Genomic DNA, 12,676 nt, shown 5'->3' with positions numbered 1-12,676 from the left:
CCCCGGGTCCGGATCCCGCCGGCAGGGCACCGGGCGGCACCGGGAGGCGGGTGAGCCGCCGGCCACGGGGAAGGAGCACCACATGCCCGTGCTCATCGGCACCTCCGGGTGGCAGTACAAGGACTGGCGCGGTGTGCTCTACCCCGACGGCCTTCCCCAGCGGTTGTGGCTCGAGGAGTACGGACGGCACTTCGCGGTCGTCGAGAACAACAACGCCTTCTACCGGCTGCCCGAGCGCCGGATCTTCGCCGACTGGCACGACCGGACCCCGGACGACTTCCTGATGGCGGTGAAGGCGAGCCGTTATCTCACTCACATCAAGCGGCTGCACGACCCCGAGGAGCCCGTGGACCGGCTCATGGAGCACGCCCGGGGGCTGGGGGAGCGGCTGGGACCGGTGCTGCTCCAGCTGCCGCCGACCCTCAGAGCCGACCCCGGTGCCCTGGACGCGGTGCTCGGCTGCTTCCCGCGAGGAGTGCGGGTGGCCGTCGAGCCCCGGCACGAATCCTGGTGGACCGGCGAGGTCCGGCGGGTGCTGGAGGACCGCGGCGCGGCCCTGTGCTGGGCGGACAGGGGATCCCGGCCGCTGACGCCGCTGTGGCGGACCACCGGCTGGGGCTACGTGCGGTTCCACGAGGGCCGGGCGGAGCCGTGGCCGGGCTACGGGCGCAAGGCGCTGGCGTCCTGGGCCGGACGTATCGCCGGCGCCTGGCCGGACGGGGCCGACGTCTTCGCGTTCTTCAACAACGATCCGGGCGGGTCGGCCGTGCGCGACGCGGCGGCCTTCGCCCGTGCCGCGGCCTCGTGCGGGCGCACGGTGACCCGCACACCCGGACCGCTCCGTGCGCCGGGCGACGGGACCCGGGCCGCAAGCGAGTGAACCGTCCCGCGGGGCGGCCCGATCACGCGCGCCGGGGGTAGGCCTTCGATGGGCTTGGACGGGTGACCGGTCCTGCCCCTCGGAAGAACGGTCACGCCCCGTGGGAGACCCCTTCCGGAAAGGCGACAGCCATGGCGGAAAACGATCTGGAGCGTCTGCTCGGCGGGCTGCTGGGCAGCGCGCAGGACGGCGCGGGCAAGCTGCTGGCCTCGCTGTTCGGCGAGGTCGGCGACAGCGGCCAGGGCGGCGGCAACCCGCTCCAGGGACTGCTGAACGAGCTCGACGAAGGCGGTCTCGCCGCCAAGGTCCGGTCCTGGGTCGGCCTGGGCGAGAACGAGCCGGTCAGCGGCCCGGAACTCGCCCAGGCACTCCCGTACCAGGTCCTCGACCGGGTGGCGCAGCAGGCGGGCGTCGCACCCGAGCGAGCCGCCGACCAGCTCGCCGATGTGCTTCCTCAGGTCGTCGACAAACTCACTCCACAGGGTGAGGTGCCGAAGGGCCTGCTGTAGCCGGTCCCGGCCGCGGGCCGGAGCACCGGAATGATCGTCTCCGCAGGTCAGGTTAGGTTTCCCTAAGTGATGTACCGCACCGTCGGGCGGCCGGACGCGGCTTGTCACGATCCGAGGAATTACGCAACAATGGCGTTGTGAAAAACGGTGAGGCGGGGCATTCGGCCCCCCAGGAGGAGCTCGCGACCGGGGAGCGCTCGACGCGCAACCGGGTCGCGCGGTCGATCCTGGATCACGGGCCCTCCACCGTCGCCGACCTCGCGAAGCGGCTCGGACTGACCCAGGCCGCCGTCCGCCGGCACCTCGACGCACTCGTGGGCGACGACGTCGTCGCCGCCCAGGAGCAGCGGGTGTACGGAGCGCGCACACGCGGCCGTCCCGCCAAGGTGTTCGCACTCACGGACTGCGGCCGCGACGCCTTCGAGCAGTCGTACGACAAGCTCGCCGTCGAGGCCCTGCGCTGGATCGAGCGCACGGCCGGCGGCGGTGCCGCCGGGGAGGCGGCAGTCGCCGCCTTCGCCCGGGACCGGATCGAAGCCGAGTCCGAGGCGTACCGCACGGCCGTCGAGGCCGCCGACCCCGAGCGCCGTACCGAGGCTCTGGCCAAGGCCTTGAGCGCCGACGGGTACGCTGCTACGGCCCGTGAGGCCCCGGTCGGCGAGCAGCTGTGCCAGCACCACTGTCCGGTCGCCCACGCAGCCGAGCGGTATCCCCAGCTGTGCGAGGCGGAGACGGAGTTCTTCTCGCGCCTGCTCGGGACCCATGTGCAGCGTCTGGCGACCATCGCCCACGGCGACGGAGTGTGCACGACCTTCATCCCGAAGGCGGCCCCTGGCGCGAGCGACAGCAGCACCAGTCACACGAAGACCGACACATCAGCATCTGCAAGCAAGGCCGGGAGGAACCCCGCATGACTCTCCCCACGGAGACTGCCCACCCCGAGCTGGAGGGCCTGGGCAAGTACGAATATGGCTGGGCCGACTCCGACACCGCCGGCGCCGCCGCCAAGCGCGGCCTCTCGGAGGAGGTCGTCCGCGACATCTCCGCGAAGAAGTCCGAGCCCGAGTGGATGCTGAAGTTGCGTCTGAAGGGTCTGAAGCTGTTCGGCAAGAAGCCCATGCCGAACTGGGGCTCCGACCTGTCCGGCATCGACTTCGACAACATCAAGTACTTCGTGCGGTCCACCGAGAAGCAGGCCGAGAGCTGGGAGGACCTGCCGGAGGACATCAAGAACACGTACGACAAGCTCGGCATCCCCGAGGCGGAGAAGCAGCGCCTGGTCGCCGGTGTCGCCGCCCAGTACGAGTCCGAGGTCGTCTACCACCAGATCCGCGAGGACCTGGAGGAACAGGGTGTCATCTTCCTGGACACCGACACCGCTCTGAAGCAGCACCCGGAGCTCTTCAAGGAGTACTTCGGCACGGTCATCCCCGCCGGTGACAACAAGTTCGCCTCACTGAACACCGCGGTGTGGTCCGGCGGATCGTTCATCTACGTGCCGAAGGGCGTGCACGTCGAGATCCCGCTGCAGGCCTACTTCCGGATCAACACCGAGAACATGGGCCAGTTCGAGCGGACGCTGATCATCGTCGACGAGGACGCCTACGTCCACTACGTCGAGGGCTGCACCGCCCCGATCTACTCCTCGGACTCGCTGCACAGCGCCGTGGTGGAGATCATCGTCAAGAAGGGCGCCCGCTGCCGCTACACGACCATCCAGAACTGGTCGAACAACGTCTACAACCTGGTCACCAAGCGCGCCGTGGCGTACGAGGGCGCGACCATGGAGTGGGTCGACGGCAACATCGGCTCCAAGGTCACGATGAAGTACCCGGCCGTGTACCTGATGGGCGAGCACGCCAAGGGCGAGACGCTCTCCATCGCGTTCGCGGGCGAGGGCCAGCACCAGGACGCCGGCGCCAAGATGGTCCACATGGCGCCGAACACCTCGTCGAACATCGTCTCCAAGTCGGTGGCGCGCGGTGGCGGCCGCACGTCCTACCGCGGTCTGATCGAGATCGGCGAGGGCGCGCCGGGCGCGAAGTCCAACGTGCTCTGTGACGCGCTGCTGGTCGACACGATCTCCCGCTCCGACACCTACCCGTACGTGGACGTCCGCGAGGACGACGTGTCCATGGGCCACGAGGCCACCGTCTCCAAGGTCTCCGAGGACCAGCTCTTCTACCTGATGAGCCGCGGCCTCTCCGAGGACGAGGCGATGGCGATGATCGTGCGCGGCTTCGTCGAGCCGATCGCCAAGGAGCTGCCCATGGAGTACGCGCTGGAGCTCAACCGGCTGATCGAGCTGCAGATGGAAGGGGCCGTCGGCTAGCACGGACCGGCGCCCGACACGCAGCTGCACACTTTTGACCGAGGAAGAGAGCACAACGACAGCCATGGCTGAGGCTCAGAACATTCCGGCGGGCTCCACCACCGCCGGCGCGATCGCGGTGGCCGCGGAGTCCACCGTCGCCACGCGCATGAGTGCGCCCCCGTCCTACGACGTGGCGGACTTCCCCGTCCCGCACGGGCGCGAGGAGGAGTGGCGGTTCACCCCGCTGGACCGCCTCGCCGGGCTGCACGACGGCACCGCGGTCGCCACCGCGGGCGGGGTGACCGTGGAGATCAGCGCCCCCGAGGGCGTCACCGTGGAGACGGTCGGCCGCGACGACGCGCGGCTCGGCACGGCCGGCAAGCCCGTGGACCGGGTCGCCGCCCAGGCGTACTCGTCCTTCGAGAAGGCCTCGGTCGTCACCGTCCCCAAGGAGGCCGTGCTCTCGGAGCCCATCCGGATCTCGGTGCACGGGGAATCCCCGGAGGGACAGCTCGCCACCGCCTTCGGCCACCAGCACATCGAGCTCGGAGCCTTCGCCGAGGCCGTCGTGGTCATCGACCACACGGGCCGGGCGGCCCTCGCGGCCAACGTCGACTTCGTCCTCGGTGACGGTGCGAAGCTGACCGTCGTATCCGTCCAGGACTGGGACGACAAGGCCGTCCACGTCGGTCAGCACAACGCGCTGGTCGGCCGGGACGCCTCCTTCAAGTCCGTCGTCGTCACCTTCGGCGGCGACGTCGTACGGCTCCACCCGCGTGTGTCGTACGCGGGCACGGGCGGCGAGGCCGAGCTCTTCGGTCTGTACTTCACCGACTCCGGTCAGCACCAGGAGCACCGACTCCTGGTCACCCACAACACGCCGCACTGCAAGTCGAACGTCGTCTACAAGGGCGCGCTCCAGGGCGACGGCGCCCACGCCGTCTGGATCGGCGACGTGCTCATCGAGGCCACGGCCGAGGGCACCGACACCTACGAGATGAACCGCAACCTCGTCCTCACGGACGGCGCGCGGGTCGACTCGGTGCCGAACCTGGAGATCGAGACCGGCGAGATCGTCGGCGCCGGACACGCCTCCGCCACCGGCCGCTTCGACGACGAGCAGCTCTTCTACCTGATGGCCCGCGGTATCCCGGAGGCCGAGGCCCGCCGCCTGGTCGTCCGCGGCTTCTTCGCCGAGCTGGTCCAGCAGATCGGCCTGCCGGACGTGGAGGAGCGCCTCATCGCCAAGATCGAGGCCGAGCTGGAGGCGTCCGTCTGATGGCCTTCGTCCGAGCTTGCGGGCTGAGCGAGCTGGAGGAGGACACCCCGAAGAGGGTGGAACTCGACGGCACGCCGGTCTCCGTCGTCCGCACCGAGGGCGAGGTGTTCGCGATCAACGACATCTGCTCGCACGCGAACGTCTCGCTCTCCGAGGGCGAGGTGGAGAACTGCCACATCGAGTGCTGGCTGCACGGCTCCAGCTTCGACCTCCGCACAGGCAAGCCCGACAGCCTTCCCGCGACGTCACCCGTCCCCGTATACCCCGTCAAGATCGAAGGGGACGATGTGCTCGTCTCCGTCACCCAGGAGTCCTGAGTCACCCATGGCAACGCTTGAAATCCGCGACCTGCACGTCTCCGTCGAGGCCGAGAACGGCCCGCGGGAGATCCTCAAGGGCGTCGACCTGACCGTGAAGCAGGGGGAGACCCACGCCATCATGGGGCCCAACGGCTCCGGCAAGTCGACCCTCGCCTACTCCCTCGCGGGCCACCCCAAGTACACGATCACCAGTGGCTCCGTGACCCTGGACGGCGAGGACGTCCTGGAGATGTCCGTCGACGAGCGTGCCCGCGCCGGCATGTTCCTCGCCATGCAGTACCCGGTCGAGGTCCCCGGTGTCTCGGTCTCCAACTTCCTGCGCACCTCCGCCACCGCGATCCGCGGCGAGGCCCCCAAGCTGCGCACCTGGGTGAAGGAGGTCAAGGAGACGATGGAGCAGCTCGCCATGGACGCCTCCTTCGCCGAGCGCAACGTCAACGAGGGCTTCTCCGGCGGTGAGAAGAAGCGCCACGAGATCCTCCAGCTGGAGCTTCTCAAGCCGAAGATCGCGATCCTCGACGAGACCGACTCCGGTCTGGACGTCGACGCGCTGCGCGTCGTCTCCGAAGGAGTCAACCGGGTCCGCGAGACCGGCGAGGTCGGCACCCTGCTGATCACGCACTACACGCGGATCCTCCGCTACATCAAGCCCGACCACGTGCACGTGTTCGCGAACGGCCGCATCGCCGAGTCCGGGGGCCCCGAGCTCGCGGACAAGCTGGAGGCCGAGGGCTACGAGGCATATGTGAAGGGTGGCGTATCCGCGTGACCCATCCCCGCCAGGGGCTCCCCGGCCTCCTCGACACCGAGGCGCTCCGTAAGGACTTCCCGATCCTGGACCGCGTCCTGCACGACGGGAAGAAGCTCGTCTACCTGGACAACGCGGCGACGTCCCAGACGCCGCGCCAGGTGCTCGACGTGCTCAGCGAGTACTACGAGCAGCACAACGCCAACGTCCACCGCGGTGTGCATGTGCTCGCCGAAGAGGCCACCGCGCTGTACGAAGGTGCCCGCGACAAGGTCGCCGCCTTCATCAACGCGCCCAGCCGCAACGAGGTGATCTTCACCAAGAACGCCTCGGAGTCGCTGAACCTCGTGGCGAACATGCTCGGCTGGGCCGATGAGCCCTACCGCGTGGACAGCGAGACCGAGATCGTCATCACCGAGATGGAGCACCACTCCAACATCGTTCCGTGGCAGCTGCTGGCGCAGCGCACCGGGGCGAAGCTGAAGTGGTTCGGTCTCACCGACGACGGCCGGCTCGACCTGTCCAACATCGACGAGGTCATCACCGAGAAGACGAAGATCGTCTCCTTTGTGCTGGTCTCCAACATCCTGGGCACGCTCAACCCGGTCGAGCAGATCGTCCGCCGGGCACAGGAGGTCGGCGCGCTCGTCCTCATCGACGCCTCACAGGCCGCTCCGCACATGCCGCTGGACGTGCAGGCCCTGGGTGCCGACTTCGTGGCCTTCACCGGCCACAAGATGTGCGGCCCGACCGGTATCGGTGTGCTGTGGGGCCGCCAGGAGCTGCTGGAGGACCTGCCGCCGTTCCTGGGCGGCGGCGAGATGATCGAGACCGTCTCGATGCACTCGTCGACGTACGCTCCCGCGCCGCACAAGTTCGAGGCGGGCACGCCCCCGATCGCCCAGGCCGTCGGCCTCGGCGCGGCCGTGGACTACCTCACCTCGATCGGCATGGACAAGATCGCCCAGCATGAGCACGCGATCACCGAGTACGCGGTCCGGCGCCTCCAGGAGGTCCCCGACCTGCGGATCATCGGCCCGGTCACGGCAGAGGACCGCGGTGCGGCGATCTCGTTCGTGCTCGGCGACATCCACCCGCACGACGTGGGGCAGGTGCTCGACGAGCAGGGCATCGCGGTCCGTGTCGGCCACCACTGCGCACGGCCCGTCTGCCTGCGGTACGGAATTCCTGCGACCACGCGGGCGTCGTTCTATCTGTACTCCACGCCGGCCGAGGTGGACGCCTTGGTCGACGGCCTGGAGCACGTCCGTGACTTCTTCGGATGAAGGACTGACGCGTGAAGCTTGATTCGATGTACCAGGACGTGATTCTGGACCATTACAAGCACCCGCACGGGCGGGGCTTGCGGGACGGTGACGCCGAGGTACACCACGTCAATCCGACCTGCGGCGACGAGATCACCCTGCGCGTGAAGTACGACGGCTCGCGCATCGAGGACGTCTCCTACGAGGGCCAGGGCTGCTCCATCAGCCAGGCCTCGGCGTCCGTGCTGAACGAACTGCTCGTCGGCAAGGAGCTGGCCGAGGCGCAGAAGATCCAGGCGACCTTCCTGGAGCTGATGCAGTCCAAGGGCCAGATCGAGCCCGACGACGCGATGGAGGAGGTGCTGGAGGACGCGGTCGCGTTCGCCGGTGTCTCGAAGTATCCGGCTCGGGTGAAGTGCGCCCTGCTGAGCTGGATGGCGTGGAAGGACGCGACGGCCCAGGCGCTGTCCGAGCAGTCCGAGCTGTCGGAGCTGTCCGAAGGGAAGACCGCATGAGTGAGAACGCCGAGACCATGACGAGCGCCGAGACCACGGCCGGCGCCGGGGGCACGACGGAGCAGGAGTGGCCGGACGAGTCGACCTTCGCGCCCCCGGCCGAGCGGCCGGCGGGTTCGAAGGCGTCCGAGGAGGAGGTCCGCGAGGCCCTCTACGACGTCGTCGACCCCGAGCTGGGCATCGACGTCGTCAACCTCGGACTGATCTACGGCATCCACATCGACGACTCCAACATCGCCACCCTGGACATGACGCTGACGTCCGCGGCCTGTCCGCTGACCGATGTCATCGAGGACCAGGCGAAGTCGGCGACGGACGGCATCGTCAACGAGCTGAAGATCAACTGGGTCTGGATGCCGCCGTGGGGCCCGGACAAGATCACGGACGACGGGCGTGAGCAGCTGCGCGCCCTCGGCTTCAACGTCTGACCCACCGGGTCCGCTGCGACATCCCGGCACAGCCGGATACCGACGACGGCCATGCCCTCCCCCAAGCTCTTCGAGCAGGGGGGACCCCCAGGCACACTGGAGGGCATGGCCGTCCGTCTGTACCACCTCGTCGTCGATGCCCGTGATCTGCCGGGCCTTGCCCGCTTCTGGTGTCAGGTCCTCGACTGGAAGGTGCTCGACGAAGCCGAGGACGTGGTCGTCATCGGCGCCGACGAGTACGCGATGCCCGGCATGTGCTTCGTGCCGGTGCCGGAGCGCAAGACCGTCAAGAACCGGCTGCATATCGATCTGGCGCCGGACGACCAGGACGCCGAGGTGGAGCGGATCCTCGGCCTCGGGGCGCGGAGGGCCGACGTGGGGCAGGGCGCGGACGTGAGCTGGGTGGTGCTCACGGACCCCAACACTTCCGACTACCAGTTCTGAGCATACGCGCACGTCAGCACCAACGACAGAGCCCCGCACGGCAGTTGGGCCGCACGGGGCGTTTTGCTGTCTGCACGCAGTTCTACAGGGCGCGTAGCTCGTCCTCGGGGGTCGGGCCCGCCCCGAGCTTCACGGCATGGTCAGGGCACGCGTAGAGGGTCGTCCCGGGACCGCTGTTGCTCTGTATGTAGCGGACGGGAATCGCAGCGCGCGTCACGGTCTTGCACTCGACACAGAGCGCAACTCGTCCACTGAGGACTACGGGGAACAGTTCGTCGACACTCATGCGGTCACCCCCGCAGCGGCGAACGCGTCAGGACCGAACGGTGCTCCGTCGTAGGTGTACGGGTAGTCGACGCCGAGCGTGGCTAAGGCTGCCGCGCGGCGACGCTCGCGGATCACGCCGAGTTCTAGCGTGGATTCGGCTTGCTGCCGGAAGAACTCGGCAGCTTCCTCTTTGGTCGGTCCGGTCCAGGGACGTAACCACGGACTGACAGGGGCGGGTTCGGGCTTGTTCGCGGTGAGATACTCCGCGCTGTGGCGTCCGGGCTTGCGGGGGACGACTAAGGCGAGCACCCAGGAAAGGGCGCGGGCGATAGAGTCGCGCATGTCGTTTCAGCTCCCTAAAGCTGTTTCGGCGGAGCCCCGGCGGACCGATACCAGCGGTCTTCCGGGGCGCTTTACTGAATGGGGCCGTCTGTCGCCGAGCGACAGGCCAAGGGCGAGCGCCAGGGCCACGCGTGAGGCTCGACCGTGGCTAGCCAGCTATGGCGTAGGTGCTAGCTCGGTCGGAAGGTTCTCCAGGTCCAGCACGCTCACGCTCCGCAACTTGCGGTAAAGCCGTTGGGCGAGCATCCCCGGGTATCGGCGCTTGTTGAAGCTGGAATACACGTCTTGCTCGGACGGAATCCAGGCTTCCAAGTCATCGCCCACGCGGTAGACCGTGCCTGACACCCCACTCAGCACGGACTTACGGGCGAGCAGCACCACGGCGGTTTTCTCGCCCCGTAGGAACGGGCATGCTCGGAACGCCAGTGGGAGGCACGTCCGGCACACGGGGGGCGCGTCGGTCGTGATCCGGTCGAGTCTCTTCGGTTGCTCGCCGGAGCGCTCCCACTCTACGAACAACGTGCCCGCACTCGTCTCGGCCGGTTTCGCGCACACCTGACAGAGCAGCCCCTGCATGCACTCGCGCTGACGCAGCGGGTCCATGCTGTCAAAGAGGACGGATCCGCGCTCGCTCTCGGGCGGGCGGGTCATGCGGGCCCACAGGTTGCCGTGCGCGTCTCGGTCTTCTGGGCGAGGCTTCACATACGCGATGTGCGGTATGCCGCTACGCGGTACCTCGATGCACAAGTCACTCTCTCGGGGGCCAAGCTCGTTGCTGTAGGCGGCGACGTAGGGAAAGGGCGGGCACGGTTGATCTTTCTACGTGACAGCGGAAGGGACGCCCCGCCCATGTGCCACGGGGCGCGCACGGACGGGGCGGGCGGGACCTCGCACGGTGCGCACCGTGGGTTGGCCCCTCATCCGTTGCCGAACACGCCCAGCGGCCCCGCAACGGGTCTTGCATCCCGTCTCGGTGCTCGTCCCGTGAGGGGGCGGTGCGGTCCGTAACGGGCGTCTGTGGAGGTGGTGACAGCTAGGCTCCGGACATGCCCGAGCCTTTCGTGAACGGCGACGTGTACCACCTGGCGTGCGGGGTGTGCCCGTCGCGCGTTCACCCGGTTGGGGAGTTCGATGTGTTCGAGCGCCCGACCCCGGAATGCCCGTTCAACAAGGCTGACGGGCAGCGGTACTTGAGCGACGGAACACCGGTCTGTGTCCACCCCGAAAAGGTCGGGCTGCCTGCGGGGCGCTACAAGAGCGAGGGCGCACCGCTTGCTGTCGAGCTGGATTTACCGCCCGACCCTTCCGAAGTGGTTCCGTACTTGCGTGACGTGCTGTGGAGCGTCGCTCCCGTTTTCCTCGATGACCTGATCTCTCAGGCACAGGAACAGGTACGGGAGCGGTTTCCCGAGTTGGACCCGCTTACGGTGATGCGGCGGGCCCTCGGCTAGCCGCTACGCGGGCACGGCGACGAGTTCGTCCGCCGAGAACGTGAAGCTGTGCGCCTGCCCCTGCTTGCGGAACCCCATGGCCGCGTACTTCTGGTCGAGCCACGCGAGCCGGCGGGTGACCTCGTCGGCGGGAAGCCACAGCCGTGGGTCCAGCTCGCCCCACGCGGCGCGATACGCCCGATGGGTGTAGTCCTCGGGCCGCCAGTCCGTGTGCTCCTGGTCGGTCTGGTGGATGACCGAGACGCCGACCCGCGCCGTGATACGGGCCAGAAGCTGTGGCTGCGCGATCATCGCGTGCGTCATCTCGTCCACGGGCACGGCGACGGAGATTTCCGCCGCGCGCTCGTCGCCGGTCATCTCGAACACGGCGGCCTTGAGGCACAGGGCCTTGAGCCCTTCCGCGAACAGGCCGTGTTTGTCCTTCTCCTGGTCGTACTCCGCGACGACCACGGAACCGGTGAAGCACTGCCAATCTGCGTCGTACTTGAGGCTGGCCGTCTGGAAGGCCGGAAACTCTGGGTCCGCCTCGATGGCCGTCAGGATCTCCCGAGCACGCTTGGCGACGCGCTCCACATGGGGAAGGGTGTTCACGCTGTTCTCCTTCGCTCGTCTTTCGCGGTTGTGTTCGAGTGCTCAGCCCCGCCCCGTTCGTCACGCGGGGTCGAGCGATCCGCCCTCGGTTGGGCTACCGGCCGTGATGGTTACCGGCGCCCCGGAAAGTCCCCGCCGGGGCGGAAGCGGTGGGATGTTGCGGCCCGCCCTGGTCGCAGAAAGGGGACAAGCCAACCCGACGTGCGACGGGCCTTCCTGTGGCTCGTGCGACTAGGGCGGGGGCTTGTGGGCTGCCGATCAATGGCAGGCAGCGAGGGAACGAACAGAGGCCATGCGGTCAGGGTGAACCGACACCCTCTGTCCGGGACGACCACCGAGAGGGGCGCACCTTCCCGGAGCTGGTCCCAGGCGGTCTGGTGCTCCTCGGCGTCCTCAGCCCAGAAACGGAACTCCGTAGGGCAGTCGGGCACAGGCACCACGTCCACGCGCATCCACGGTTGTACCCACGCGGAACGCTCCGGGTCAGGGTCAAGCCGGTCCGCGATGTGCTCGGCCTCGCTCCGTAACCACCGCAGTGCGAGTTTCGGTGAGATCGTATGGAAGGTGCCAAGGACGTACGGAACCGTTTCGCGCGTCCCGTACACCTCTCCTTCGGCGAGCACTTCGCACCAGTAGGCCCGAACCGGTATCCCCGCACTGGACCGCTCGGGGTTCCCCGTGGCCGTTCGTGCGTGCTTCTCCATGTCCGGGCCCTCCTTACGGTGTCATCCCTTGCGGTGGCCGTGCTCGCACTAGGCAACCGTCCGACCACGCACAGCGGTACCGTTGGGAAGAGGGCAGGAGTTAAGAGCGTTAAGCAGTCAGAGCACGGGAGTTGGGGACCAGTGACGACACGACAGCCGAACGCCGGACTTGAGCGGCTGTACCGCGAGAGCGGGTGGACCCTGCGGCAGTTCGCCCAAGAGGTGAACCGCATCGGAACCGAACGCGGAACCCCTCTCAAGTACCAACAGCCCTCGGTACACCAGTGGTTGAACGGCCACCTCCCGAAGGAATCCGTTCGGCCGCTGATCCTGGAAGCACTCGCCCGGCGACTGCTCCGTCCCGTCACGCACACCGAGGCAGGATTCCCGGCACCCCCGGAAGAGTCCAACAGCCATCCGACTACCGTGGAAGGGCTGGTAGACCTCGGGAGGCAAGATATGGACCCGTCCCGCCGAAGCGTCCTAAGTGCAGGGCTTTTCTCCGTTGCGCTAACCGTCCCCAATTGGCCCGATGTTGTGGGCCGCATGGAAGCGATTCAGACTGGAAAGACCCAGCGCATAGGAATGGCTGAGGTAGATATGGTCATTGCCATGACGG

16 protein-coding genes are annotated in these 12,676 nt (G+C 68.0%); 12 read left to right on the top strand and 4 right to left on the bottom strand.

Annotation, left to right across the window (positions count from 1 at the left end; genetic code table 11):
• Positions 1–82 precede the first annotated feature (82 nt).
• The 11 genes from ACTWOL_RS08515 (at position 83) to ACTWOL_RS08465 (ending at position 8,702) form a co-directional block, all read left to right on the top strand.
• Positions 83–880: a DUF72 domain-containing protein gene (locus ACTWOL_RS08515; RefSeq protein ID WP_474295978.1), complete on the top strand. Its 798-nt coding sequence runs from the start codon at positions 83–85 to the stop codon at positions 878–880.
• 62 nt (positions 881–942) lie between these two features.
• Positions 943–1,389 carry a YidB family protein gene (locus tag ACTWOL_RS08510; RefSeq protein WP_474295977.1) on the top strand — a complete coding sequence of 149 codons (447 nt, stop codon included), beginning with the start codon at positions 943–945 and terminating at the stop codon, positions 1,387–1,389.
• A 137-nt stretch (positions 1,390–1,526) separates the two neighbouring features.
• The gene (locus ACTWOL_RS08505; RefSeq protein ID WP_474295976.1) at positions 1,527–2,303 is read left to right on the top strand and encodes a helix-turn-helix transcriptional regulator; all 777 of its coding nucleotides are present in this window, start codon (positions 1,527–1,529) and stop codon (positions 2,301–2,303) included.
• Positions 2,300–3,721, top strand: a complete 1,422-nt coding sequence (sufB, locus tag ACTWOL_RS08500) for a Fe-S cluster assembly protein SufB (RefSeq protein WP_474295975.1) — start codon at positions 2,300–2,302, stop codon at positions 3,719–3,721. The genes ACTWOL_RS08505 and sufB overlap by 4 nt, the downstream gene beginning before the upstream one ends.
• A gap of 64 nt (positions 3,722–3,785) precedes the next feature.
• Positions 3,786–4,982 (top strand): Fe-S cluster assembly protein SufD, encoded by a 1,197-nt coding sequence (gene sufD / locus ACTWOL_RS08495; protein WP_474295974.1) that lies wholly within the window; start codon positions 3,786–3,788, stop codon positions 4,980–4,982.
• Positions 4,982–5,299 carry a non-heme iron oxygenase ferredoxin subunit gene (locus ACTWOL_RS08490; RefSeq protein ID WP_474295973.1) on the top strand — a complete coding sequence of 106 codons (318 nt, stop codon included), beginning with the start codon at positions 4,982–4,984 and terminating at the stop codon, positions 5,297–5,299. Before sufD ends, ACTWOL_RS08490 begins: the two co-directional genes overlap by 1 nt.
• A gap of 7 nt (positions 5,300–5,306) precedes the next feature.
• The gene (gene sufC / locus ACTWOL_RS08485) at positions 5,307–6,071 is read left to right on the top strand and encodes a Fe-S cluster assembly ATPase SufC (RefSeq protein WP_474295972.1); all 765 of its coding nucleotides are present in this window, start codon (positions 5,307–5,309) and stop codon (positions 6,069–6,071) included.
• The gene (locus ACTWOL_RS08480) at positions 6,068–7,336 is read left to right on the top strand and encodes a cysteine desulfurase (protein ID WP_474295971.1); all 1,269 of its coding nucleotides are present in this window, start codon (positions 6,068–6,070) and stop codon (positions 7,334–7,336) included. The genes sufC and ACTWOL_RS08480 overlap by 4 nt, the downstream gene beginning before the upstream one ends.
• Positions 7,337–7,347: 11 nt before the next feature.
• The gene (gene sufU / locus ACTWOL_RS08475; RefSeq protein WP_474295970.1) at positions 7,348–7,830 is read left to right on the top strand and encodes a Fe-S cluster assembly sulfur transfer protein SufU; all 483 of its coding nucleotides are present in this window, start codon (positions 7,348–7,350) and stop codon (positions 7,828–7,830) included.
• Positions 7,827–8,258, top strand: coding sequence for a metal-sulfur cluster assembly factor (locus ACTWOL_RS08470; RefSeq protein ID WP_474295969.1), 432 nt, complete (start codon positions 7,827–7,829; stop codon positions 8,256–8,258). Before sufU ends, ACTWOL_RS08470 begins: the two co-directional genes overlap by 4 nt.
• 105 nt (positions 8,259–8,363) lie before the next feature.
• Positions 8,364–8,702 carry a VOC family protein gene (locus tag ACTWOL_RS08465; protein WP_474295968.1) on the top strand — a complete coding sequence of 113 codons (339 nt, stop codon included), beginning with the start codon at positions 8,364–8,366 and terminating at the stop codon, positions 8,700–8,702.
• A gap of 82 nt (positions 8,703–8,784) precedes the next feature.
• Here ACTWOL_RS08465 and ACTWOL_RS08460 read toward each other — a convergent pair whose 3' ends face one another.
• The 3 genes from ACTWOL_RS08460 to ACTWOL_RS08450 form a co-directional block, all read right to left on the bottom strand.
• A complete protein-coding gene (locus tag ACTWOL_RS08460) occupies positions 8,785–8,988 on the bottom strand; it encodes a hypothetical protein (RefSeq protein WP_474295967.1) in 204 nt (67 codons plus the stop codon).
• Positions 8,985–9,311 carry a hypothetical protein gene (locus ACTWOL_RS08455; protein ID WP_474295966.1) on the bottom strand — a complete coding sequence of 109 codons (327 nt, stop codon included), beginning with the start codon at positions 9,309–9,311 and terminating at the stop codon, positions 8,985–8,987. The genes ACTWOL_RS08460 and ACTWOL_RS08455 overlap by 4 nt, the downstream gene beginning before the upstream one ends.
• 156 nt (positions 9,312–9,467) lie before the next feature.
• Positions 9,468–9,962 (bottom strand): hypothetical protein, encoded by a 495-nt coding sequence (locus ACTWOL_RS08450; protein WP_474295965.1) that lies wholly within the window; start codon positions 9,960–9,962, stop codon positions 9,468–9,470.
• A gap of 395 nt (positions 9,963–10,357) precedes the next feature.
• Here ACTWOL_RS08450 and ACTWOL_RS08445 point away from each other — a divergent pair, with 395 nt between their 5' ends.
• Positions 10,358–10,762: a hypothetical protein gene (locus ACTWOL_RS08445; protein ID WP_474295964.1), complete on the top strand. Its 405-nt coding sequence runs from the start codon at positions 10,358–10,360 to the stop codon at positions 10,760–10,762.
• 3 nt (positions 10,763–10,765) lie between these two features.
• On the opposite strand, the gene ACTWOL_RS08440 is transcribed toward ACTWOL_RS08445, so the two are convergent.
• A complete protein-coding gene (locus ACTWOL_RS08440; RefSeq protein ID WP_474295963.1) occupies positions 10,766–11,353 on the bottom strand; it encodes a hypothetical protein in 588 nt (195 codons plus the stop codon).
• Between the last annotated feature and the right edge of the window lie 1,323 nt (positions 11,354–12,676).

The organism is Micromonospora sp. IBHARD003 (assembly GCF_056106285.1).
This window is presented reverse-complemented; position numbering and strand designations above follow the sequence as displayed.

Coding starts and splice junctions, on each gene's coding strand:
- ACTWOL_RS08515 (WP_474295978.1), top strand. CDS start 83: ATGCCCGTGCTCATCGGCACCTCCGGGTGGCAGTACAAGGACTGGCGC.
- ACTWOL_RS08460 (WP_474295967.1), bottom strand. CDS start 8,988: ATGAGTGTCGACGAACTGTTCCCCGTAGTCCTCAGTGGACGAGTTGCG.
- sufD (WP_474295974.1), top strand. CDS start 3,786: ATGGCTGAGGCTCAGAACATTCCGGCGGGCTCCACCACCGCCGGCGCG.
- ACTWOL_RS08455 (WP_474295966.1), bottom strand. CDS start 9,311: ATGCGCGACTCTATCGCCCGCGCCCTTTCCTGGGTGCTCGCCTTAGTC.
- ACTWOL_RS08490 (WP_474295973.1), top strand. CDS start 4,982: ATGGCCTTCGTCCGAGCTTGCGGGCTGAGCGAGCTGGAGGAGGACACC.
- sufC (WP_474295972.1), top strand. CDS start 5,307: ATGGCAACGCTTGAAATCCGCGACCTGCACGTCTCCGTCGAGGCCGAG.
- ACTWOL_RS08465 (WP_474295968.1), top strand. CDS start 8,364: ATGGCCGTCCGTCTGTACCACCTCGTCGTCGATGCCCGTGATCTGCCG.
- sufB (WP_474295975.1), top strand. CDS start 2,300: ATGACTCTCCCCACGGAGACTGCCCACCCCGAGCTGGAGGGCCTGGGC.
- ACTWOL_RS08470 (WP_474295969.1), top strand. CDS start 7,827: ATGAGTGAGAACGCCGAGACCATGACGAGCGCCGAGACCACGGCCGGC.
- ACTWOL_RS08445 (WP_474295964.1), top strand. CDS start 10,358: ATGCCCGAGCCTTTCGTGAACGGCGACGTGTACCACCTGGCGTGCGGG.
- ACTWOL_RS08450 (WP_474295965.1), bottom strand. CDS start 9,962: ATGACCCGCCCGCCCGAGAGCGAGCGCGGATCCGTCCTCTTTGACAGC.